Annotated in this window: 21 protein-coding genes and 1 tRNA gene; 14 read left to right on the forward strand and 8 right to left on the reverse strand. The window is 60.0% G+C overall.

Annotation, left to right across the window (positions count from 1 at the left end; genetic code table 11):
* Positions 1 to 51 precede the first annotated feature (51 nt).
* The 6 genes from nifN to NW849_RS01885 are packed head-to-tail and all read right to left on the reverse strand — an operon-like array spanning position 52 to position 4,297.
* A complete protein-coding gene (gene nifN, locus NW849_RS01860; RefSeq protein ID WP_011430662.1) occupies positions 52 to 1,389 on the reverse strand; it encodes a nitrogenase iron-molybdenum cofactor biosynthesis protein NifN in 1,338 nt (445 codons plus the stop codon).
* The gene (nifE, locus tag NW849_RS01865; protein WP_414355666.1) at positions 1,377 to 2,783 is read right to left on the reverse strand and encodes a nitrogenase iron-molybdenum cofactor biosynthesis protein NifE; all 1,407 of its coding nucleotides are present in this window, start codon (positions 2,781 to 2,783) and stop codon (positions 1,377 to 1,379) included. Before nifE ends, nifN begins: the two co-directional genes overlap by 13 nt.
* A complete protein-coding gene (locus NW849_RS01870) occupies positions 2,774 to 3,133 on the reverse strand; it encodes a Mo-dependent nitrogenase C-terminal domain-containing protein (protein WP_414355667.1) in 360 nt (119 codons plus the stop codon). The genes nifE and NW849_RS01870 overlap by 10 nt, the downstream gene beginning before the upstream one ends.
* 3 nt (positions 3,134 to 3,136) lie before the next feature.
* Positions 3,137 to 3,361: a DUF2949 domain-containing protein gene (locus tag NW849_RS01875; protein WP_414355668.1), complete on the reverse strand. Its 225-nt coding sequence runs from the start codon at positions 3,359 to 3,361 to the stop codon at positions 3,137 to 3,139.
* 42 nt (positions 3,362 to 3,403) lie between these two features.
* On the reverse strand, positions 3,404 to 3,949 hold the full coding sequence (locus NW849_RS01880) for a ferritin-like domain-containing protein (protein WP_414355669.1): 546 nt from the start codon (positions 3,947 to 3,949) through the stop codon (positions 3,404 to 3,406).
* Between the two features lie 54 nt (positions 3,950 to 4,003).
* Positions 4,004 to 4,297: an Asr1405/Asl0597 family protein gene (locus tag NW849_RS01885; RefSeq protein ID WP_414355670.1), complete on the reverse strand. Its 294-nt coding sequence runs from the start codon at positions 4,295 to 4,297 to the stop codon at positions 4,004 to 4,006.
* Between the two features lie 760 nt (positions 4,298 to 5,057).
* Between NW849_RS01885 and nifB the strand changes: the two genes are divergently transcribed.
* The 13 genes from nifB to NW849_RS01950 all read left to right on the forward strand — a co-directional run bounded on the left by nifB (position 5,058) and on the right by NW849_RS01950 (position 16,968).
* Positions 5,058 to 6,494: a nitrogenase cofactor biosynthesis protein NifB gene (gene nifB / locus NW849_RS01890; RefSeq protein WP_011432078.1), complete on the forward strand. Its 1,437-nt coding sequence runs from the start codon at positions 5,058 to 5,060 to the stop codon at positions 6,492 to 6,494.
* Positions 6,495 to 6,519: 25 nt separating this feature from the next.
* Positions 6,520 to 6,813: a ferredoxin III, nif-specific gene (gene fdxB / locus NW849_RS01895; protein WP_414355671.1), complete on the forward strand. Its 294-nt coding sequence runs from the start codon at positions 6,520 to 6,522 to the stop codon at positions 6,811 to 6,813.
* A 39-nt stretch (positions 6,814 to 6,852) separates the two neighbouring features.
* The gene (nifS, locus tag NW849_RS01900) at positions 6,853 to 8,052 is read left to right on the forward strand and encodes a cysteine desulfurase NifS (RefSeq protein ID WP_414355672.1); all 1,200 of its coding nucleotides are present in this window, start codon (positions 6,853 to 6,855) and stop codon (positions 8,050 to 8,052) included.
* A gap of 56 nt (positions 8,053 to 8,108) precedes the next feature.
* Positions 8,109 to 9,020, forward strand: a complete 912-nt coding sequence (gene nifU / locus NW849_RS01905) for a Fe-S cluster assembly protein NifU (RefSeq protein ID WP_414355673.1) — start codon at positions 8,109 to 8,111, stop codon at positions 9,018 to 9,020.
* Between the two features lie 277 nt (positions 9,021 to 9,297).
* Entirely contained in the window at positions 9,298 to 10,176 is an 879-nt protein-coding gene (gene nifH, locus NW849_RS01910) for a nitrogenase iron protein (RefSeq protein ID WP_414355674.1), read from the forward strand.
* Positions 10,177 to 10,271: 95 nt separating this feature from the next.
* Positions 10,272 to 11,735 (forward strand): nitrogenase molybdenum-iron protein alpha chain, encoded by a 1,464-nt coding sequence (nifD, locus tag NW849_RS01915; protein WP_414355675.1) that lies wholly within the window; start codon positions 10,272 to 10,274, stop codon positions 11,733 to 11,735.
* 65 nt (positions 11,736 to 11,800) lie between these two features.
* Positions 11,801 to 13,336, forward strand: coding sequence for a nitrogenase molybdenum-iron protein subunit beta (gene nifK, locus NW849_RS01920; RefSeq protein ID WP_414355676.1), 1,536 nt, complete (start codon positions 11,801 to 11,803; stop codon positions 13,334 to 13,336).
* Positions 13,337 to 13,589: 253 nt separating this feature from the next.
* A complete protein-coding gene (gene nifV, locus NW849_RS01925; protein WP_414355677.1) occupies positions 13,590 to 14,777 on the forward strand; it encodes a homocitrate synthase in 1,188 nt (395 codons plus the stop codon).
* Positions 14,767 to 14,916 carry a hypothetical protein gene (locus NW849_RS01930; RefSeq protein WP_011432085.1) on the forward strand — a complete coding sequence of 50 codons (150 nt, stop codon included), beginning with the start codon at positions 14,767 to 14,769 and terminating at the stop codon, positions 14,914 to 14,916. The genes nifV and NW849_RS01930 overlap by 11 nt, the downstream gene beginning before the upstream one ends.
* The gene (locus NW849_RS01935) at positions 14,913 to 15,176 is read left to right on the forward strand and encodes a nitrogen fixation protein NifZ (protein WP_414355678.1); all 264 of its coding nucleotides are present in this window, start codon (positions 14,913 to 14,915) and stop codon (positions 15,174 to 15,176) included. The genes NW849_RS01930 and NW849_RS01935 overlap by 4 nt, the downstream gene beginning before the upstream one ends.
* On the forward strand, positions 15,173 to 15,373 hold the full coding sequence (gene nifT, locus NW849_RS01940) for a putative nitrogen fixation protein NifT (protein WP_011430645.1): 201 nt from the start codon (positions 15,173 to 15,175) through the stop codon (positions 15,371 to 15,373). The genes NW849_RS01935 and nifT overlap by 4 nt, the downstream gene beginning before the upstream one ends.
* Before the next feature lie 200 nt (positions 15,374 to 15,573).
* Complete coding sequence (locus NW849_RS01945) at positions 15,574 to 16,728, forward strand: OFA family MFS transporter (RefSeq protein ID WP_414355679.1); 1,155 nt, start codon at positions 15,574 to 15,576, stop codon at positions 16,726 to 16,728.
* A gap of 156 nt (positions 16,729 to 16,884) precedes the next feature.
* Positions 16,885 to 16,968, forward strand: a tRNA-Leu gene (locus NW849_RS01950).
* Here NW849_RS01950 and NW849_RS01955 read toward each other — a convergent pair.
* Positions 16,969 to 19,158: a glycosyltransferase 61 family protein gene (locus tag NW849_RS01955; RefSeq protein WP_414355680.1), complete on the reverse strand. Its 2,190-nt coding sequence runs from the start codon at positions 19,156 to 19,158 to the stop codon at positions 16,969 to 16,971.
* Positions 19,159 to 19,351: 193 nt separating this feature from the next.
* Between NW849_RS01955 and NW849_RS01960 the strand changes: the two genes are divergently transcribed.
* Positions 19,352 to 22,045 (forward strand): phycobilisome rod-core linker polypeptide, encoded by a 2,694-nt coding sequence (locus NW849_RS01960; RefSeq protein ID WP_414355681.1) that lies wholly within the window; start codon positions 19,352 to 19,354, stop codon positions 22,043 to 22,045.
* 62 nt (positions 22,046 to 22,107) lie between these two features.
* On the opposite strand, the gene ruvB is transcribed toward NW849_RS01960, so the two are convergent.
* Positions 22,108 to 23,244, reverse strand: a complete 1,137-nt coding sequence (gene ruvB, locus NW849_RS01965) for a Holliday junction branch migration DNA helicase RuvB (RefSeq protein WP_414355682.1) — start codon at positions 23,242 to 23,244, stop codon at positions 22,108 to 22,110.
* Positions 23,245 to 23,416 lie beyond the last annotated feature (172 nt).

The raw sequence follows: 23,416 nt of genomic DNA on the forward strand, positions 1-23,416 counted from the left end.
GGTTTGGGGGAGCTAGGGGCACTTGGGCTGCCCTTCGAAGCTCTGGATCCCTTAGAATCCATGCCCAGAAACCTGGGGTGGGCTGGGGTGACGGGCTTCCTCCTGCTCCATCAGCAGGTTGCCGACAGCAAACAGTTGGGATAGGGTGCCGCGATAGCCCACCTGACAGATGTGGTTGGCCCCCAGCCGGTCGAAGATGGGGATCCCCATCCGATGCACCGGGATCCCCAGCCGCTTGCCCAGGCGCGCCACGTGGGAGTTGCCCACCAGCAGGTCAGCCCCGGGTGCTAGCTCCTCCAGATCCCCCAGATCTCCCACCCGCACTGCCTCAATGGGAAGGGTGGTCAAGTGGGGATCCGGTGTGGGACTGATGGCCGCCTGGATCTGACAGCCCATATCCAGCAGCCAGTCCACCCACCCCCAGAGCAGATCGGCTTCTAGGGCCAAGGCAATCCGCTGGTTGCCGAAGAAAAAGTGGCAATCCAGGAGGGCATCTTGAACCTGGCTGCGCTGGCGGCGGTAGCGAGAGGGCACCGGCTGCTGGCTGTGATCGGCCAAGGTTGCCAAAAAGGGATCCACAGCCTTGAGACCGGTCAGGTGGGGGAAAACCCGATAGGGGGTGCCAAAGCGCTGGGCCAGGATCTGAGCGGCAGGGCGCATGCTCTCGCCGACAGCTATGGTGAGGCCGGAACGCCCGAGCTGGCGCAATTGCTCAAGGGTGGTGCCGCCGTCTGGGGTCGCCCTAAAGCCGGTGCCCAAGTGTCCGTCCAGGGAACCCGCGGGATCCGGCACCAGGATCGGCTCTAGGCCAAAAGCCTCCGCCATTTCTTTGATCTCCTGGGCGTCGGCAGGGGTGAGGGCAGGCCCGCACAGCACCGTTACCTGGGCAGGGCGGACGGATCCCGACGGCGATTCCGGCAGGGTGCTGACCAAGCTGTTGACGGCGATGGCATAGCCGTCTTGCAGGGATCCTTTAAAGTCAGGCGTAGAGGCCAACACGATGGGCAGATCCTGCAATTGCGGCTGGCGCCGGCGCAGCTCTCGCAGGATGCGCGGCATATCGTCGCCGCGGGTTTCCGTGAGGCCGGTAGTGAGGAGGCCGATTAGCTCCGGCTGGGCCTTCTCCACCAAGGTGAGAATGGCAGCTTCGACATTCTCCTCGCCTCCCAAGATGGTGTCCACCTCGGACATGGCAGTGGTGGACATGGGAATGGCCTCGCGGAAATGGCGTACCAGCAGCGCTTTGGCAAAGGCCGTGCAGCCCTGGGAACCGTGGAAGAGGGGCAGACAGCCCTTGATCCCCAGAAAGGCCAGGGCCGCCCCCAGCGGAGCGCTGAGTTTGAGGGGGTTGACGCTGAGGGGCTTGCGTTCTTGAATCAACTGGGCCATCCTCCCACCTCCTTTGCTGCTGAGGTCTCCCAGGGGGCAGGCCGTCGCAACTGCTCCCAAATGGGACTGTGGAGGGCAGCATCGATTTCCCGCGCCAAGTTCACCAGGCCGCGATAGCCGGCATAGGCATGGTGCCGCTCCTGGTTGATGTCCAGAAAGGGGATGCGGGCCTTGAGGGCGGTGTACTGGTTGCGTCCGCCGGCGATGAGCAAGTCCGCCTTCGTGCGCCTCACCACTTGGAGCAGCTCTTGGGGGCTGCCCTTGTCCAGGAGAATGCCCTCTTGGCCAAGCAGCTCGCGGATGCGGGCTTTGTCTTCTTCGGTGCTTTTGCGGGTGCTGGTGGCCGTTACCTGCATCCCCAGATCTCGAGCGGCGGAGATGATCGACCAACTTTTCACGCCGCCGGTATAAAGGACAACTCGTTTGCCCGCCAGCCGCTGCCGGTAGGGGGCCAAAGCCGCCTCGGTGGCGCGAGTTTCCCGCTCGATGAGGGCCTCGGTACGCTCCTGCAGTTCGGGATCCTTCAGCCCTTGGGCAATGGCCCGTAGGCAGTGGTTCATCTCCTGCAGCCCGTAAAAGGAAGCCTCAATGTAGGGGATCCCATAGCGCTCCTGCATCTTGCGGCCCACATTGAGCAAGGCTTTAGCGCAGATGAGAACGTTCAGCTTGGCCCGGTGGGCGGTACAGATCTCGTGGTAGCGGCCATCGCCGGTGATCTTGGCCAAGATGCGGATCCCCAGCTCGTCAAACAGAGGCAAGACATCCCACAGCTCGCCGGCAATGTTGTACTCGCCGATGAGGTTAATGTCGCGGCGGGTGGTGTATTCCGGGGAGGCCGTGCCGATCACATAGTCCAGCAGCGCTTCTCCGGCCAGACGGTTACCCAAGTTTTTGCTGCCCACAAAGCCGGGCGCATTCACCGGAATGACCGGGATCCCAAGCTGGCGGCTGGCCCGCTGACACACCGCCTCTACATCATCCCCAATGAGGGCAGTCACACAAGTGAGATAGACGAAAATGGCGGCAGGTCGGTATTTGGCCTGTAAGTTGCAGATGGCCTGGAACAGCTTCTCCTCCCCTCCGAAGATGATCTCGTTCTCGCTCAGATCGGTGGTGAAGCCCACCTGATAGAGTCGGGAGCCGGAAGAGAGGCTGCCCCGCGTCCCCCAAGAGTTGCCGCTGCAGGCGATTGGCCCATGTACTAGATGGGCGGCATCGGCGATCGGCACCAGGGCAATCGAAGCCCCGTCAAAGGCACAGCCTCCCTGCGCTCCTCCTGGCTTGGCTTGCTCGGCACAGACTTTGTTTTTGCCTTTGCCGTCTTTCTTGTGGTTGTGCTCGCAGGCGGTCTCGTTGAGCAGCTCCGCCACTTTGGTTCGGCTGATCATGGGCATGATGGGATCTCCTGAGAAGAGGGGGGCTGGGGTTGAGCCGCAGCTTCGGCCAGATAAGCCGCCGCCCGTAGCCGCAGGGCGATGATCTCCTCGTAGAGGGGGTTGATGCGACAGAGGGCCGGAATGTGGACGGTGCGGGATCCCAGTCGGATATCCCGCTCAAAGGGACAGGAAGCCGGGATCAAACGACAAATCCAACGGGCCTGCCGGGATCCGCGAATTTCAATGCTGTTGAGCCAGCGGCGTGGCCACTGCAGGGCAGATCTGAAAATTGGGTTAAAAACCAGGCCGAGCCATCCCAAAGGGTTGCCGACTCTGGGATAGGGAAGAGAAGGGTAGGGATAAGTCATGGCTTAAACCTCCGAATGGGTAGGACTTGTAACAAGGGAACGTAGAGCGCACCATTCAAAAATCTGCTCCAGTTGCTCCAAAGAAATCAGCCCGTAATGCCAGAGGATCATCGGCAGGGGGCCCTGTTCACACCCATGCCGTTTCAGGGCGAAGGTGAGGGCGGATTCCGGGATCCCAAGCTCGACTTGCAAAAACTGGAGCAGCGGCGCCCGATCGGGGGTAAGCATGGCAGAGTCTCCCAAAACGAGAGGTGGGCGTGAATGGGCAGGCTAGGGTGGGGACAAGCCCAAAACCAAGCTGTCGGCAGCGAGAAAGTGGGCCAGGTGAAAGGCCCGTTCTTCTGTCTGCAGCAAAATCTGCTCGTAGAGGTGACGGGTGGCGCGATCCCCAACACTTTCCGCCAGAGCCGCCTGGCGACGCAGCAGATCGATCAGGCTTTGCTCGGCCCGCAAATCCGCTTCCAGCATGGGCCGCACGGCCAATGCATCGTCCCCTTCCGGGCTGAAGCAGCACAGCTCCGCCAGCTTGGCAAAGCTGGAGGCCGGGATCCCACCTAGGCCGTTCAGGCGCTCCCCCACCTCATGGGCGTGGTTCTGAACTTCCTGTAGACTTTCGTTGAAAAATTGGTGAATTGAGTAGAACTCTGCTCCTTCGACAACCAGATGGTGCTTCAGATACTGCAAATACAGCCCCTGAAGACTGGCCCAAGCCAGGTTGAGGCCCTCGCAGATGGGAACCGTGATCTCCCGTCCCAGGTGAACGGGGTTGTCTCGGACTTGTTGGAAGGAGCGAGTTGAGGGGGATGGAGTGGTCATTGGCGCTACCAAAACGAGGTGAACAGGAGAAGCAAGAAGGCAAACGGCGGAGGTTCAGGGGCGCTCGTCCCATCCCGAATGTCTCTCAGGGGGATCCCAGGTCTGGAGAGACCAGCAGCGATCCAACCAACTCAGCCAGCCAGAGCGGTTGAGGGTGAAAAGGCGGAGCACACTGTGGACGAGGAGGGCTTCGGTGGGGGTGCGAATCATCACCCACAGTTGGCCGGTCGGGGTACAGCCACAGGTCAAATCCAGCTCCTGCAGACGGTAGAGAATCCGCCAGCGATCGCAACGGGGCACCTGCAGCACTTCAGCCGTTTTCGGTGGGGGAGAAACAAGGGGGGACATAAGCTCACCGGTTGGGAAGCAGGGGGCGAGTCTCAACAGAGGGGCAGAACCGTTGGGTTTCTGTTCCCCCGCTTATAGCAAGCGGCTGCGGTGGCTCAGGCTTGGCAGCGGGCGATCAGGATTGATTGAGTTATTGCCGATGTACTCAAACCCTGGAAGCTTGGCCCAGAGGGCAAAAAAAGTTTTTCTGAGGGCAGGGGGTTGAGTCTTTTGCCCGCAGGGATCCAGTATTTTCGGGGAAGGGTATGGGTATTTGAGCGAGTACATCCCCCCTGTCACAACAAGAAAGTCCGACGGCCTGCCGCCGCAATAGTCTTCACTTCCTTGGCGAGGACTTTGCCCCAGGGGGATCTTTCCTCAAACTCAAACGGCTATTTTCAATACACTTTTGGGCTGATACGATATTAAATCGTAGCAATTGATGCAAAACGCAGCCGAGGCTGCGGCGCTTGAGTGCATCTGAGCAGATTTTTAGTATTTCTTAAGCATTGCCCCAAGCCCTTGTCGAATCAGGGATTCCGGGGATCCTCCCCACAGCCGGATCCCCCGCCCCTTTGGGTCAAAATACGGCATCCCCGGCCTTGAAAAACCAGACCCTTGACCCCTAAAAAAAGTTGGATTTGGCCTGCCATCAGGCTTTGCAGGTCTTGAGTACAAAGCCAATAAACTCGATCAGTTCTACCGGGCTGAGTGCAACGGAGCGGGCAGAGGGCGGTTGATATAACCGCCAGTAACGTTCTATCCCCTGGTTGACCCCACTATGCCGCCCCTTTCAACTCCGCCCCGCCAGGGATCCCCCTTCCCATCGGCCTGCGCTTGCAGCAGCAGCCCCCGCCAGGCTCTCCCCCCTCATCTGCAGCAACGCATCGCCACCCATCCCTGCTACAGCGAAGCAGCTCACCATCACTACGCCCGCATGCACGTGGCGGTAGCCCCCGCCTGCAACATCCAGTGCAACTACTGCAACCGCAAGTTCGACTGTGCCAACGAGAGCCGGCCCGGTGTGGTCAGCGAGCTGCTTACCCCGGCGGAAGCCGCCCACAAAGTGCTGGTGATTGCCGGCAAGATCCCGCAACTGACGGTGGTGGGCATTGCTGGGCCTGGGGATCCCTTGGCCAACCCCAAGCAAACCTTCGAGACCTTTGCCCGCATTGCCGAGAAAGCTCCGGATCTCAAGCTTTGCCTTTCCACCAACGGCCTGATGTTGCCGGACTACATCGACGAGATCAAACGGCTGAACATTGACCACGTCACCCTGACCATCAACATGGTGGATCCAGAGATCGGAGCCAAGATCTACCCCTGGATCCGCTGGCGGCGCAAGCGCATTCGAGGGGTGGAGGCAGCCCGCATCCTGCACGAACGGCAGATGGAAAGCCTGGATCTGCTGCGGGAGGCAGACATCCTCTGCAAAGTCAACTCCGTCCTGATTCCCGGCATCAACGACACCCACCTCTTGGAAGTGAACCGGGTGATCCAGGAGAAAGGGGCTTTCTTGCACAACATCATGCCCCTGATCTCGGCGCCTGAACACGGCACCTACTTCGGCCTTATCGGCCAGCGGGGCCCCACCCCTCAGGAGTTGAAAGCCCTGCAAGATCGGTGCTCCGGCAACATGCGGATGATGCGCCACTGTCGCCAGTGTCGGGCGGACGCGGTGGGCCTTCTGGGGGAAGACCGCAGCCAAGAGTTCACCAAGGAGCGCTTTATGCAGATGACCCCCGAGTACGACCCCGAAAAACGCCGCCAGGTACAGGCAAGCATTGCCCAACTGCAAGCTCAGCAGCAGGCAGCCCCGACCCACTGGACAGCCGACCTGCCTCCCGACAGCCCCTCCATCCTGGTGGCCGTGGCCAGCAAAGGCGGTGGCTTGGTCAATCGCCACTTCGGCCATGCGCGGGAGTTTTTGATCTACGAGGTCAACGCCCGTGGGGCGCAGTTTGTCGGCCACCGCAAGATCCCGCAGTACTGCCACGGGGGATCCGGGGAGGACAACAACCTAGAGCAAATCCTGGATCTCATCAGGGATTGCCGAGCCGTGCTGGTCTCCAAGATCGGCGATTGCCCCATGAAGCGTATTCGCGAGGCCGGCATCGAAGTGGTGGAAGACTACGACCTCATCGAAACGGTGGCCCTCAAGTTTTACCGCACCTGGTTGGTCAACCAGGCCCTGGACAGCAAATCTTCCCGATCTTGAGACCTCATCTTTTGGAGACGCGGCCATGGCTACTGCAACTGCTCTCACCAAAGGCGGACTGCCCTGGATCCCACAGTTTATCGAAAGCTTGGATATCAGCCGCTGCCTCGGCTGTAGCCGTTGCCTCAAGGTCTGTGGCCGGGGTGTGTTCGCCCTCAGAGCCCTCAACGAAGACGGCGAGTTTGTCGAAAACGAAGAGGAAGAGGAAAGTGAGCGCAAAGTGATGACCATCCTCAATGCCGCCCTCTGCATCGGCTGTCAGGCTTGCGCCCGCATTTGCCCAAAGCAGTGCCATTCCCACGCTCCGCAAGCCGTTTAACGTTGCCCAACCCCTACCTTGTATCGATTCGGAGCCTGTATGAACCCCGTGATCTACCTGGACAACAACGCCACCACCGCCGTGGATCCCCTGGTTCTGGAGGCGATGCTGCCCTATTTGCAGACCTTCTACGGCAACCCCTCCTCGATGCACAGTTTTGGCGGCCAGGTGGGGCGTGCCCTCAACCAAGCCCGCGAACAGGTGGCAGCCCTTCTGGGAGCCGACCCGACGGAGATCGTCTTCACCAGTGGCGGCACCGAAGGCAACACCACGGCCATTTATGCAGCCTTGGCAGCCCAACCCCAGAAGCGCCACATCATCACCACGCAGGTAGAGCACGCCTCGGTGCTCAACGTCTGCAAGCACCTGGAAAAACAAGGCTACCGCGTCACCTACCTCTCGGTGGATGAGCAAGGCTGCCTGGACTTGCTGGAGCTGGAGGCAGCCCTGACCGGCGATACTGCCCTGGTGAGCTGCATGGCCGCCAACAACGAGACGGGCGTGCTTTTCCCCATCGAGGCGGTGGGATCCCTGGCCCGCAGCTACGGGGCTGTTGTCCATGTGGACGCAGTGCAGGCGGTGGGCAAAATCCCCCTCGATCTGCAGCGCCTGCCAGTGGATCTCCTCACCCTTTCCGGGCACAAGCTGCATGCCCCCAAGGGGATCGGCGCCCTCTATGTGCGGCGGGGCTTTCGCTTCCGTTCTCTGTTGCTGGGAGGACATCAAGAGCGGGGCCGTCGCGCCGGAACGGAAAATGTGCCGGGCATCATCGCCCTGGGCAAGGCAGCGGAGCTGGCCCAAGCCCACCTGGGGGATCCCCAGGAGCGGCTGCTGCGGGATCGCTTGGAGCAGGGCTTGCTACAGCGGATCCCGGATGTCCAGGTTAACGGCCACCCCACTCAGCGGCTGCCCAACACCACCAACTTGGGCTTCAAGTTCGTGGAAGGGGAAGCGATCCTCTTCTGGCTGAACAAATACGGCATCTGCGCCTCCTCCGGCTCCGCCTGCACTTCCGGATCCCTGGAGCCCTCCCATGTGCTGCGGGCCATGGGCCTGCCCTACACCGTTTTGCACGGCTCAATCCGCTTCAGCCTCTCTCGCTTTACCCAGCCGGCAGAGGTGGAGCGGGTGCTGGAGGTTTTGCCGGGGATCATTGAGCATTTGCGGGCCATCTCCCCCTTCAGCCACGAGGCGGAAGACTGGCTGCAACAGCAGGAACGGGAACTGGCTCGCCGCTGACCCCCCTCAAACTCATCTTCCCTCGACCGTTCGCATCCTCAACTCAGGATCCAGCCATGTGGGACTACAGCGAAAAAGTTTTGGAACTCTTCTACCACCCCAAAAACCAAGGGGCGATGGATCCCAGCTCCGAGCCCGGTGTTCGGGTGGTGGTTGGAGAAGTGGGCAGCATCACCTGCGGCGATGCCCTGCGGCTCTACTTAAAGGTGGACGAGGCTAGCGAGCGGATTTTAGCTGCCAGCTTCCAAACCTTCGGCTGCACCAGCGCCATCGCCTCTTCCTCGGCTCTGACGGAGCTGATCACCGGCCTCACTCTGGATGAAGCCCTGCGGATCGACAACCGCCAAATCGCTGACTACCTAGGCGGCCTGCCCCCCGCCAAGATGCACTGCTCGGTGATGGGGCAAGAGGCTCTGGAGGCAGCCATCTACAGCTATCGCGGCCTTCCTCTGCCTGACCACACGGATGATGACAGCGCTTTGGTCTGCTCCTGCTTTGGCGTCAGCGAGCAAAAGATCCGCCGCTTGATCCGGGAAAACCACCTCACCTCCGCTGAGGAAGTAACAGCCTACAGCAAAGCGGGTGGTGGCTGTGGTTCCTGCCTGGCCCAGATTGAAGACCTGATCGCCGCTGTTCTGGCCGAGACTGACGCAACCCCTTCAGAAGATTCAAGAAATTCAAAAGGGAACTCCCAAAACCAGACAGAGCCCTCTCCCGCTGCTCCCTCTCCCCTCACCACCTTGCAAAAGATCGCCCGCATTCAGGCCGTCCTGGAGGAGGAAGTTCGCCCGCTGCTGTTGGCCGATGGCGGCGATGTGGAGCTTTACGACCTGGAAGGGGATCAGGTGTGGGTGCGCCTCAAGGGATCCTGCACCACCTGCCCCAGCCAGCAAAACACCCTGCGGTTGCTCATCGAAACCCGCCTGCAAGAACAGGTGTGGCCCACCTTAACCGTGCATGCCCTCTAGTTCCCCATTCTCGATAAGCCTGAGAGCCCTATGATCTGCCCCACTGTTACTCCCCGTCGCTTCCCCCATCTCCTGCCTCGATTCGGGAGAGCCCCACCGTTCAACCGGTTTGCTTTTGGATTCCAAGGGATCCAAGGCTGCCTTCCCGCGAGCTGAAATCCTTTGCAGTAAGGATCCCGTCTCGCTAATGCGACCAGTTGCGCCCATTGGCAAGAGATTTCTAACCCTTAAGTCGCCCTCAAGTTTTTCCTCAAGTCTTCATTAGGAGAACTGAACCATGAGACAAATTGCATTCTACGGCAAAGGCGGTATCGGCAAATCCACCACCTGTCAGAATACCGTTGCCGGTATGGCCGAATTGGGGCAGCGGATCATGATCGTCGGCTGCGACCCGAAAGCCGATTCCACCCGCCTCATGTTGCACTGCAAAGCCCAGACCACCGTCCTTCACCTGGCTGCTGAGCGGGGATCCGTAGAAGACGTGGAGCTGGAAGAAGTGGTGCTCACCGGCTACCGAGGGGTGCGCTGCGTGGAATCCGGTGGCCCCGAGCCTGGTGTTGGCTGTGCCGGACGAGGCATCATCACCGCCATCAATTTCTTGGAAGAAAACGGTGCCTACGAGGATCTGGACTTTGTCTGCTACGACGTGCTGGGGGACGTGGTCTGCGGCGGTTTTGCCATGCCCATTCGGGAGGGCAAGGCCCAAGAGATCTACATTGTTTGCTCCGGCGAAATGATGGCCATGTATGCGGCCAACAACATCGCCCGCGGCGTGCTGAAATACGCCTACTCTGGCGGCGTGCGCTTGGGTGGCTTGATCTGCAACAGCCGCAAAGTGGATCGCGAGATCGAGCTGATCGAGGCTCTGGCCGAAAAGCTGAACACCAAGATGCTGCACTTCATCCCCCGCGACAACGTGGTTCAGCACGCGGAATTGCGCCGCATGACGGTGATCGAGTACTCCCCCAACTGCAACCAAGCTGACGAGTACCGCGCCCTGGCCAAAAAAATCATCAACAACACGGATCTGAGGATCCCCACCCCCATCTCTATGGATGAGCTGGAGCAGTTGTTGATAGAGTTCGGCGTTTTGGACGACGACCAGAAAATCGCCCACCTCATCGGCAAAACCGAAAAAGAGCTGGCCCCTGTCTGATCCCCGAAAAGACGGGCTGGGGGTAGCTGGTTTCCTCCCTCAGCCCCCCTTCGCACTGTGGCTTTTATCCATGACACCCAATAGCTGAGGTTCTCATGACTACTCTGAAAAGTACCCTCAAAGAGGAAACCCGGAAAATCGTAACGGAGGTTCTGGAAACCTACCCCGAAAAAGCTCAGAAAAAGAGAGCTAAGCACCTCAACGTCTATGACGAGGGCAAAGCAGATTGCGGAGTAAAATCTAACATTAAATCCATCCCCGGCGTCATGACCACTCGCGGCTGTGCCTATGCCGGTTCCAAAGGAGTGGTGTGGGGGCCGGTCAAAGACATGATCCACCTCAGCCACGGCCCCGTGGGCTGCGGCTACTACTCCTGGTCGGGACGGCGCAATTACTACGTGGGAATCACCGGGGTGAACACCTTCGGCACCATGCAGTTCACCTCTGATTTCCAGGAGCGGGATGTGGTGTTTGGGGGGGACAAAAAACTGGCCAAACTCTTGGTAGAAGCCAGCGAACTCTTCCCCTTGGCCAAAGGCATTACCATCCAATCCGAATGCCCCGTTGGCCTAATTGGGGATGACATCGAGGCGGTGGCTAAAAAAGCGGCCAAAGAGATTGGCAAAGCGGTGGTGCCGGTGCGCTGCGAGGGCTTTCGGGGGGTCTCCCAGTCCCTGGGCCACCACATTGCTAACGATACAGTGCGGGACTGGGTTTTGCCCATTGCTGACAAGAAAGCGAAGGAGGGATCCCTCAACTTTGAGCCCGGCCCCTACGATGTGGCCCTGATTGGGGACTACAACATCGGCGGCGACGCTTGGTCTTCCCGGATTTTGCTGGAGGAGATGGGCCTGCGGGTAGTGACCCAGTTTTCCGGCGATGGCACCTGGAACGAGATGCTGCTTGCCCCTCGGGTGAAGCTGAATCTCATCCACTGCTACCGCTCCATGAACTACATCTGCCGCCACATGGAGGAAGCCTACGGGATCCCCTGGCTGGAGTTCAATTTCTTTGGCCCCACCCAAATTGCCAAGTCGCTGCGGGCCATCGCCCAGCGGTTCGACGAGACCATTCAGGCCAAGGCGGAGCAGGTGATCGCCAAGTACCAGCCCCAGAGCGAGGCTGTCATTGCCAAGTATCGTCCCCGCCTCGAGGGCAAACGGGTGATGCTGATGGTGGGCGGACTGCGACCCCGCCACGTCATCCCGGCCTTCCGGGAGCTGGGCATGGAGGTGATTGCCACCGGCTACGAATTCGGCCACGGCGACGACTACAAGCGCACCACCCAGTACATCGACGACGGCACCCTCATCTACGATGACGTGTCCGGCTACGAGTTTGAAGAATTTGCCAAGAGGTTGAAGCCAGATCTCATCGCCTCCGGCATCAAGGAGAAGTACGTCTTTCAAAAGATGGCTTTGCCCTTCCGCCAGATGCACTCTTGGGACTACTCCGGCCCCTACCACGGCTACGACGGCTTTGCCGTGTTCGCTCGCGATATGGATTTGGCTTTGAATAGCCCCACCTGGGATCTGGTCAAAGCCCCCTGGAAGTCTTAGCTTGCCGCCGGGATCCCAGACGCCAACGGCCCTTCCTTCCCCTGCCCCTCATTAGGAGACCGACCATGCCGCAAGATATCCAAGACATCAAAGATCATGCCCGCCTGTTTCAAGATCCGGAGTATCAGGCGCTTCTGCAGTGCAAGCAAACCTTTGAAGATCTCCCTTCCCCAGAAGAAGTGGCCCGGGTGGCCGAATGGACAAAATCTTGGGAATACCGGGAGAAAAACTTTCAGCGGGAAGCTTTGACGATAAACCCTGCCAAGGCTTGCCAGCCCTTAGGGGCCATCTTCGCCGCTGTCGGCTTTGAGGGAACTCTGCCCTTTGTCCATGGATCCCAGGGGTGTGTGGCCTATTTTCGCACCCATCTCACCCGCCACTTTAAGGAGCCCTTTTCGGCGGTCTCCACCTCGATGACGGAAGATGCGGCGGTGTTTGGCGGCCTCAAAAACCTAATCGAGGGACTGGAAAATGCCTACGCCCTCTACAAGCCCAAGATGATCGCCGTGTGCACCACCTGCATGGCGGAGGTGATCGGGGATGACCTGGGAGCCTTCATCACCACGGCCAGAAATGAGGGAGTTATTCCCCACAACTTCCCGGTGCCCTATGCCCACACGCCAAGCTTTGTGGGATCCCACATCACCGGCTACGACAACATGCTCAAGAGCATTCTCAGCACCCTCACCGAGCCGGTGGGCCGCACGGGTAGCAATGGCTACATCAACGTCATCCCCGGTTTCGATACCTACATGGGCAACTTGCGGGAGATCAAGCGCATCTTCGGCTTATTCGGGATCCCGCTGACCCTGCTGGCGGACAACTCCGACTATTTGGATTCGCCCAACGACGGCACTTTCCACATGTATCCCGGAGGAACCCCTTTGGAGGCGGCTGCCCAATGCCTCAACGCCGAGGCTACTTTTTCCTTCCAGCGCTACACCACGCCCAAGACCCTGGAGTTTCTAGCAGAGGCCTCGGGTCGGCCCACCCTGACGGCGCGGCCAGTGGGTATTCGGGGCACGGATGAGTTTTTGATGCAGCTATCCCAGTTAACGGGCAAGCCCATTCCCGCCGAGCTGGAGATCGAGCGGGGCCGGGCGGTGGATGCTTTCACCGACTCCCAAGCGTGGATCCACGGCAAGCGGGTAGCCCTGTATGGGGATCCGGATCTGGTGATGGGCTTGCTCAGCCTGTTGCTGGAGCTGGGAGCGGAGCCGATCCATGTGGTGGTGACCAACAGCAACGAGGAGTTCGAAGCCGAGGCGCGGGCACTGCTGGCCTCCAGTCCCTATGGACAGGGGGCAACCGTCTGGGGGGGCAAGGATCTCTGGCATCTGCGCTCTCTGATGTTCACCGAGCCGGTGGATCTGCTGATCGGCAATTCCTACGGCAAATACCTGTGGCGGGATACGGGCACACCTTTGGTGCGCATCGGCTACCCCATCTTCGACCGCCACCACCTGCACCGCTACCCCACCTATGGCTATGTGGGGGCGCTCAACCTCCTTAACTGGATTGTCAACACCATTCTGGATGAGGCAGATCGGCGCAGCATCATCCCCGGCAAAACCGACATCTCCTTCGACTTAATTCGTTGATGGCCAGAGCAGCGGGATCCCAAAGGCCGGACTTTGTCGGACTTTGTCAAGGATCCCCTGCTCCAAAGACTCCACCCCGCTAAGAGGAACAGCCAAGCCTTACAGGAATCTGATGAATTCTGCGGCAACTTGGTTGAGCTTTCTACCCTGGACATGATTGCCCTGACGCAACCGGGGTCCCGCTAGCGGTGCGGAGCACCATCGACGGTTACCGATTGCCTAGGCGGGCCGTAGGTCTTGGAGGATGGATCCCATGAATTCCTCTGTTACCATCAACGACACCACCCTACGCGATGGGGAGCAAGCGGCAGGGGTAGCCTTCCAAATCCCCGAGAAAATCTCCATTGCTGCCCTCTTGGATGCCATTGGCGTGCCCGAGATCGAGGTGGGGATCCCGGCCATGGGCGCCGTGGAAACGGAAGCCATTCGCGCCATGCTCAGCCTGGGGCTGCGGGCCCACCTGCTGGGGTGGAACCGGGCTGTGCCCAGCGATATCCTCGCCTCTATTCGTTGCGGCCTCAAGCGGATCCACATCTCCGTGCCGGTCTCGGATCGGCAAATCGCTGCCAAGTTCCAAGGGGATCGCCCTCGGCTGCTGCGACAGTTGCGCCAATGCGTGGAGATGGCCTTGGAGCAAGGGCTGTGGGTCTCGGTGGGGGCAGAAGATGCCAGCCGCACCCCCCTGGAGCAGGTGATCGAGTTGGCCCAAATGGCCCAAAGCTGGGGCTGTCGGCGCTTCCGCTACTGCGATACGGTGGGCGTTTTGGATCCTTTTAGCACCTACAAGCAGATTCGCCGTCTGGTGCGGGCCATCGATATCCCTGTGGAGATGCATACCCACGACGACCTGGGCATGGCCACTGCCAATGCCTTAGCCGGGATCCGCGCCGGCGCTCAGTCGGTGAACACCACCGTCAACGGCCTGGGGGAACGGGCCGGCAATGCCCCCCTGGAAGAGGTGGTGATGGCTTTGCGCTACACCTTGGGGATCGATGTTGGGGTGGATACCTGCCGTCTGCGGGAGCTGTCTCAACAGGTGGCACGGGCCAGCGGTGCTCCCCTCCCCCCCTGGAAGGCCATCGTTGGCGACAACGCCTTTGCCCACGAGTCGGGCATTCACGCTGCAGGGGTGCTACGGGATCCCCAGACCTATGAGCCTTTCCCGCCAGAGGCGGTAGGCAGCCAGCGGCGGCTGGTGTTGGGCAAACACTCCGGCAGGCATTTGCTGCTGCAAATCCTCAAGGAACAGGGGATCCCTGTCGAGCAGATCCCACCTGGCCAACTGGAAAAGCTCCTGGAACAGGTGCGGCAGCACGTCACCCACTGCAAGCATCCGATCCCACCGGCGGAACTGGCCCGTTATTGCCGCGCAACGCTGACGCAATGGGCGCAACACACTCCAGAACCCATCCCAGAGGAGAGCCATCCCGATGTTGTCTAACCGCTTGTCCGGAAAGGAAACTTCCAAATCTCAGGCCATTTTGGCAGCCGTGTCTCGACGGGCGCGCCAAGTAGGCCGCAGCCTAACCCGCCAAGAGCTTTGTCAGGTGCTGGCAGAAATCACAGGAGGTACCCCATGAGCGACGAACTGGAGCTGGATCGCCCTCCCGAATTTGAGCTGGGCGACAAAGTCCGCATCCGTAAGGTCATCCGCAACGATGGCACCTTCTTCGGCCAGCCGGTGGGGAAAATCTTGGCCGTTCCGGGCGACGAAGGTTACGTGATTTCCATTGGCACCTTTCTACAACGGTTTTACGTCTATGCCGTCCACTGCTTGGCCAAAGGCTTGGTGGTGGGGTGCCGTGCCCAAGAGCTGGAACTTGTGGAGAAAGGGCTATGAAAGTCATCCTGCACGAAAGTGCCTACGGGCATTTGATGGTCTACGTTCCCAAAAAAGATCTGGAAGAATCGGTTGTTGCCACCCGTTCAGAGGCCGGGGAAACCATTTTCACCTTGAGCAACGGTTGGGAATTGTCCATCCCGGAGCTGCCGGAGCCTTTGTCTCTGCCCAAGACGGTAGAGGCCAAACGCCTCTAGCCAACGGTTGGCTGAACAATTCAAGCAATTCTATTCCTATCGGCTCATCCTCGAAAGGGCTGAGAGAATGGGTTGAACTCAGCTCTAACAAGCTCCAAATACCCATGAAAAGGGTTGGATCCCCCGTTACTTTGTATGGACAACCGGCCCATATGGGGAGATGGCTTTTTATCCTCCTGGGGCTCCTGGTTCTTCTTTGCTTGGGAACCGTCTATTCCTGGAGCATTTTCCGCAAGCCCCTGGAAACAGAGCTGGGGATTGGGGCCAGTGAGAGCCTGCTGCCCTACACGGTTGCCCTCGTGTTCTACGCTACCCTCATGCCCATCACAGGGTTTGTCATCCCCCGCTGGGGATCCCGCCGAGTACTGGCTCTGGGGGGCAGCTTGGTGGGTTTGGGCTATGGGCTGGCTAGCTTTGCCCCTTCTATTGGGTGGATTGCCCTCTGCTATGGAGTCATTGCCGGCAGCGGTGTGGGAATAGCCTATGGAGTGCCAATGGCCGTGGCAGCCCGTTGGTTTCCCGATTGCAAGGGATTGGCGGTGGGATCCACCATTGTCGGCTTTGGCCTATCTCCCCTGCTCACTGCTCCCCTGGCCAACTGCTTGATCGAGGCGCTGGGGGTTCGACCTACGCTGCTGATTTTGGGGATCCTCTTCGCGGCAGTGATCCTGGGGATCGCAACCCAACTGAGATTTCCTCCCCCCGATTGGATCCCTTCCCTATCTTTTCCAAGAAAATCCACGGACAGCCCAGATCACCCTCTACCGGCTTCTAGGCGCTCTCTCCCTCTGCTGAGAAACCCCTCCTTCTATGGCCTGTGGATCTGCTACGCCATCGGCACTCTGATCGGTTTAAGCGCCATTGGGATTTCCGGCCCCGTGGGGGAAGAGCTGATCGGCCTAGATCCCACTGCGGCTGCCAACAGTGTGGCTCTCTTCGCCCTTTTCAACGGGATCAGCCGTCCTCTGTTTGGCTGGTTGGCCGATCGCTTACATCCCCATCAGGTCACTACGGGATCCTACGGGCTCATCCTGCTGGCCTGTGGGCTGATGCTCCTGCCTCCCCAGGGATCCCTTCTGGGCTATTGGGTAGCCTTTTCCTTGCTTTGGTTTTGCCTGGGGGGGTGGCTGGCTATGGCTCCCGCCCTGACCTTGCGCTTGTTCGATCCGGGACGCTACGCCCAGAACTACGGCATCGTGTTTACCGCCTATGGAGTTGGGGCTTTGACGGGAACGATGATCACGGGCCAAATTCGGGATAGGCTAGGCAGCTATAGCTACACCTTTTATGGGATGGCCGTCTTGGCGGTGGCAGGGATCTGGGTGGCCAACGCTTTTTTGAAAGAGAAGTTGTAGGAGCTTCAAGCCAGCGGGCACAGCAGGGATCCCATCAGCAGGGGCAGCAATCCCCTACTTCATACCCTCCACTGCAGGGCTGGGTGAACCAACTTAAAGACTTGCCCCCCCAAGGCAAGCAGTTTGGTAGAGTAGTACGGCTATTGCCGACAGATTGGGATCGTGGCGGAATGGTAGACGCTACGGACTTAAAATCCGTTGTTCCTCAAGAACGTGAGGGTTCGAGTCCCTCCGATCCCATCATCCCTTGATCCCTGTCTGTTCCAGCACATTCAGCAAGTCCGGGATCCGAACCCAGGCATCTTCTCGATCCAAATCGGGGCTGGAAAGAAGAGCCACCAAAGCCGGATCGCAAACAGGCGCCACCAAGGGGAAATACCTTAACCCTGCCACCTGAGCAATACTCCAAAAATAGGGAAGCACTGCATTGCTGGGCAAGATCTCGATGACGGTGGTGCCGGGTGGACAAAAGGCGAGGTTGGTCAGGCCCGCCCCGTGGATCCCGATCACCGCCTCTGCCCCTTGCATTAGGGCTATTTGCTCGGGAAGAGAGAGGGTTTCCATCTGCACCGGTACAAATCCCCAGGGGCGCAAGCAGGCCAGCACCTCCGCTTCGTTGATCACCCGCCGCCAGCGGGCAGAGCGACGGCTGATGTAAATTCGCCGCGGTTGTAAGGGGTCAATGGATAAACTCGGCTGGGCCAGTTGCCGCAGCACCTCCAATCCCCTAGGCGTCAAGCACCCCACCGGAGCGCCTGCTGAGGGCACGATCAGGTTTTGGGCTTGCAGATGGGATCCCCCCAACTGCTCAAAGCTGAGGATGCGCTCGGCTGGGATCCCCAAAGCAGCCAAGCTCTGCACCTGAAAGGGTTTTCCCTGATACCCGTGGATCAAGATGGGGATGTCCTTTTCCAGGGCGCCCGACCGCTGCAGGATATCGAGGGCCGGCAGAATATCCACCATCCAGTGAAAGTAATTAACTGCCCCCAAGGGCAAAAGGGCAACGGGGCCATCCAGTGGGATCGGTGGGGGGAGATGGGGCAAGCCCAGCAGGGGGTGGTGTCGCAGGTGATCTGGCCTGTAGTCCCAGTCGAGGAACTCCGGCGGCGGCAAGCTCAGGGATAGATCGGCGAGCAATTCTCCCCGGCGGGTGAGCACCCCGCTGGCAAAGCTGGCGTAGAGGTGGCGGGGATAGTGGCCCACGTGGACGGATCCTCGGGGGATCTGGGCGACAAAGGTCTCTGCCAAGGGGATGCGCTGCGGGCGCAACTTTTGCAAAATGTCGGGATCAGCGGCAGGGGGCGCTTTTAGACAGAGAACCCCCCCTGGATCCAGCAGTTGGTAGTCCCCTTCGCCCGTGGCCTGATGCCACTGCCGGGTGGTGAGGTAGCCTTGGGTTGGCACCGGCCAGAAGTCAGTTGTAGGGGGGGTGTTCTGGGAAAAAGAGTCCGCTTGAAGGGCAACGCCTTCTGGAGCCCAACGCTGCCGCCAAGCCGAGTACAGCAGGCAATCGGGGCCCTCCCCTCTGCATGCCTGCTCCAGTCCAGACCGCAGAGGGCTTTCTCTGCCACTGCCCTCGCACCACGCCTGCACCCAATTCCGTTCCGCTGCCACCGCTCGGCAAACCTTCTCCCAAGCCGCCTCAGGGTGAGCCAACCGCACTTCCGCTTCCGCCCAGTAGCTGTAGAGCTGCGCTGTCCCGGTGCCCCGCGCCTCAGCCGCCTGGAAACACCCCACAGCCTGAACTGGATCCTGCAGATCCAGCCACGCCAGGCCCATCTGTACCCAGGGATCCCCCCACTCAGGGCGCAGCCGCGCAGCCTCCTGCAGAGGGGAAATCGCCTCTCGCAAACGGCCCAGCTTCATCAGGGCCAAGCCCCAGCGCCAAAAACTCTCTGCCGCCGTCGGATCCTGCTGGCAAGCCCGCTCAAACCACTCCGCTGCCGCAGCCCACAGCCGGCTCCGCTCTTGGGTCAGGCCAATGCGGTGGGCAGCCAAAGCCTGGCCAGAAGACAGCTCCAGCCCAGAAAGCCCATCCCCCAACTCCAGAAGCTGCCGATACAGAGCTGCTGCCTGCGGCCAATGGCCCTTCTCCCACAGGCTTTCCGCCAAAGCCTGCAAGCTCCTCAGCAGGTGGTAGACGGCCTCGGATTCGGCCACCCCCCCCGCTTGCAGCATCGCCAAGCCCTCTTGCCACACCAGCTGCGCCTCCAGTTCCCGACCCAGCAGGAGATAGGCGACTCCCAGCTCCCAATACAGCTCTGGAGAGGGGGATCCCTGCTCGAGCTGTTGCTGTAAAACCTGGGTAACGCGTTCGTAATGTCCCTGCTCCCAATCCTCAAGGAGAAAAGCGGAAGACAACAGATGGGAGGGTAGAGCTGGGTTGAGAGCCATGTCTTTGTGGATGAGAAACAGTGTTACAAACTGCAACAACCTCCCCACTCTGGGCCCGTGCCCCTAGTATTCTAGGCTTGGCTTCCCCCTCAGGGATCGGACAGCGATCCTTCTCAGCTCAAAGAGGGATGCTCCTCCAGTCGTGGGTCAGCCTCTTCACCCCCTTCGATGGCACTGTCCTCGGCCTTTGTCGGCAGTTTTTTCGATCAAAACGGAGTTTAAAAGATCGATGGGTATCAACGTATCCGCTGGCGCAGTCGTTTCCAACCCCCGTCTCTACCAAACCGTGCCTGTATCGACCATCTCCCAGGCGGAACAGCAGGATCGCTATCTGGGACGCACCGAGCTGGATCGCCTCGAGGACTTTTTCTCCAGCGGCCTGAAACGGCTAGAGATTGCCGAGGTCATTGCGGCCAATTCGGAAATCATCGTCAGCCGGGCAGCCAACCGCATCTTCACAGGGGGCTCGCCCATGGCCTATCTGGAGCGGCCAGAAGCGACCCAAGACGAGAAAGAAGCCTTCAAGCTGGGTACTGCCTTCTACGTGGAATCCACCGGCGGATTCATCGAGGCCATCCGCAACATCTTCAGCGCCAGCGGCGTGGAGATTCCCCCCAATTTCCGCCCCATCAACATCTCCCGCTACGGAGCTGCCAACATGCGCAAATCGCTGCGGGATCTGAGCTGGTTTTTGCGCTACGTTACCTACGCCCTGGTGGCCGGGGATCCCAGCATCATCGCCGTCAACACCCGCGGCCTGCGGGAGATCATCGAAAACGCCTGCTCCGCCGAGGCCACCATTGTCGCCATTCAAGAGATGAAGCGGGCAGCGGCTGGCTACTTCCGCAAAGATGCCGAAGCGGTTGCCATCATCAACCAATACTTCGATGTTTTGCTGAGCGAGTTCATCGCCCCCGCCCCTTCCGACAAGCTGCGGCAGCGCAATGCCAGCACCGCCGACGGGATCCCTCTGCAAGGGCTGCAGCTACCCCAGGTTTACAACTTGGCTGCCGAAAAAGTTCCCGTTTTTGCCATGAAGCCGGGGCTGTCCAACGCCGAGAAAGAAGAAGTCATCAAGGCCGCCTATCGACAGGTGTTTGAGCGGGATATCCGCCGCGCCTACGGCCTCAAGCTTTCCGACCTGGAGTCGAAGGTGAAAAACGGCGAGATCTCCATGAAGGAGTTCATTCGCCGCCTGGGCAAATCGGAGCTGTATCGCAAGCAGTTCTACGAGCCTTACATCAACAGCCGCGTCGTGGAGCTGGCCTTCCGCCACTTCCTGGGGCGGGCTCCCGAAACCCGCGAGGAAGTGCAGACCTACTTCTCCATCATCTCCAGCAAGGGCCTGGCCGGCCTGGTGGACGCCCTGGTGGATAGCCGCGAGTACGGAGACTACTTCGGCGAAGAGACGGTACCCTACCTGCGCAAGCTGGGGGTAGAAGCGCAAACCAGCGCCAACTGGGGGGCCAAATTCGACCTCTACAACTACGCTGCCCCCCGCCGCAAGGTGCCCCAGTTCATTACCCTCTTTGCCCGCTACAACCGGCCCCTGCCGGATCAGCATGCCTATGGCTCCGGCAATGACCCGCTAGAGATCCAATTTGGGGCCATCTTCCCCAAGGAAACCCGTTCCCTCAGCGCCCGCCCTGCTCCCTTCAACAAAGATGTCAAGCGCATCCTCATCCGGCGCGGCTTTGCCCTCACCAACGAGCGCACCAATCCCAGAGCAGCAGGGGATCCCGGCAGCCTTGGCCCGAAGGTTTTCAAGCTCACCCAGACTCCGGGAGATCGCAGCCGACGGCTGGGGGTGCGGGCCGGCATTGTCGGCAGCGAGGGATCCACCCAGGCGGTGATCCGCGCCTGCTACCAACAGGTATACGGCTATGTGCCCTACGAAGGCCAACGGCTGACCCGCTGGGAGATCAAGCTGGAGTCGGGGGAAATTCCCGTCAAAGAGTTTGTGCGCCAACTGGCCAAGTCGGATCTCTTCCGCAACAAGTACTGGTCCAGCTTGTATGTCTGCAAAGCCATCGAGTTCATCCACCGCAAGCTACTGGGCCGACCCACCTACGGACGGCAAGAGATGAACCGCCTGTTTGACATTGCCTCCAAGCAGGGGTTCTACGCGGTGGTGGATGCCATCTTGGACGGCGAGGAGTACCAGCGGGTCTTCGGGGAAGATATCGTGCCCTACGAGCGCTACCTCACCCCCGGCGGCCTGGCGCTGCGGCGGATGCGCCCCGGCTCCACCGACATGGCAGTGACCAAGCCCATTCGCACCGACGAGGACATTCCGCTATTTGTCAAGTTGGGCCAGCCCCAGGACATGCCTTCCGGCGAGCTGGAAATCCAGCGGCGGGCTCAGCAGGGGGTGCCCAAGGTACGCCAAGAGATCCCCATCTTCAAGCTCACCAGCCTGGCCAACAAAGCGGAAGTGAACAACCTCATCCGCGCCGCCTATCGGCAGGTCTTCGAGCGGGATATGGACATCTACAACATCAGTGCCGAGCTCAGCTCCGCCGAGTCCAAGCTGCGCAACGGCGAGATCACCGTCAAGGAGTTCATCGAGGCGCTGGGGTGTTCAGAGCTGTACCGCTCCGAGTTCTATGCCCCCTATCCCAATACCAAGGTGATCGAGCTGGGCACCAAGCACTTTCTGGGCCGTGCGCCCCTCAATCAGCAGGAGATCCGCAAGTACAACCAGATCTTGGCCACCCAGGGGGTGAAAGCCTTTGTGCGCGCTTTGCTGAACACCCAGGAATATCGGGATCTCTTCGGCGAAGACACGGTGCCCTATCGCCGCTTCCCCACCTTGCCGGCGGCCAACTTCCCCAACACCCAGGAGCTGTACGGTCGTCTCACCAAGCAAAACCGCGAGCTGGTGGTGCCCAGCTTCAGCCCTGTGGGCAATGACCGTAGCTAGATGGGGCTCTCAACTGCTCTCTTTCTTGTGAGAGAGGGGTCGGGGGTGAGGGGAGAGACGAGTTAGCTCCACAAAGGCAGGGGGGATTGGGCTTCATAGCCCAAATGCCGTAGCGCAGCGGGAGTGACCACTCGGCCACGGGGTGTACGCTGCAAGTAGCCGATCTGCAACAGATAAGGCTCATACACTTCTTCAATGGTTTGGGGATCCTCACCCGTCACCGCGGCCATCGTCTCCAAGCCAACCGGCCCTCCACCGAACTGCTCCACCAGCACCGTCAGAAGCTTGCGATCTGTCCAATCCAGCCCCATAGGATCCACCTGGAACAGCTCCAGAGCGGCTGCTGCCACTTCTCGGCTAATGTGGCCGTCCCCTCGCACCTGGGCGTAATCTCGCACCCGCTTGAACAGGCGGTTGGCAATGCGGGGTGTGCCCCGAGAACGGCGGGCGATCTCTGCAGCCCCTTCTGGATCGGTGGAGACATTCAAGAGGCGAGCCGTGCGCAGCACGATCTGCACCAGCTCGTGAGGCTCGTAAAAGCGCAGCCGTTGCACATGGCCAAAGCGATCCCGCAGCGGAGAAGTGAGGGCGCCAATGCGGGTTGTGGCCCCGATGAGGGTAAAGCGTTCCAAGGGCAGAGAGGTGATGCGGGCAGAGCGACCTTTGCCAATGGTGATATCAAGACGAAAATCCTCCATCGCCGGATAGAGCAATTCTTCTGTAACCTTGGGCAGGCGGTGGATCTCGTCAATAAACAACACATCCCCCCGCTTCAAGCGCACCAAATACCCGGCAATGTCGCGGGGGCTCTCCAAAGCCGGCGCGGTGGTCATGTAGAACTGGGATCCCATTTCTGCCGCCAGCACTGCCGCCACCGTGGTTTTGCCTAAGCCGGGCGGGCCGTAGAACAGCAGGTGATCCAAGGGCTCTTGGCGAGCGCGGGCCGCTGCAATGGCAATGGAAAGCACTTCCTTAAGTTCCGTCTGGCCGATGTATTCCGCCAGAGTGCGCGGGCGAAGCGATTCTTCCTGGGCTTCACCGAGGTGGGCTTGCGGCTGCAACAGGGCAGAGGGATCCGCTTCCCTTTCCCCGGCAAGGCTCAACTCCTCGCTTTCTTTTCTCCAGGCTGAAGACTTTTGCTGCCGCCGCTTGGGGCTCTCAGCGTTCTGGCCTGCATCTCGAGAAGAAATAATTGCCATGTTCCTAAGTCACAGAGGCAATGGCCCCAATTTAACCCCAGAAAAGCTCCAGGCAAGATTGCTGCAGAAAAAAAGAAAAAGACCCCCCGGCATTGGCCAGGGGATCGTCTGCTTTTGTCAAGCCGTCAGGTCAGACCATCAGCCACGCACCGCAGGCGCCACTTCCACCGCC

The sequence above is a fragment of the Synechococcus sp. R55.3 genome (assembly GCF_047461975.1).
In the GTDB taxonomy this organism is placed as follows: Bacteria; Cyanobacteriota; Cyanobacteriia; order Thermostichales; family Thermostichaceae; genus Thermostichus.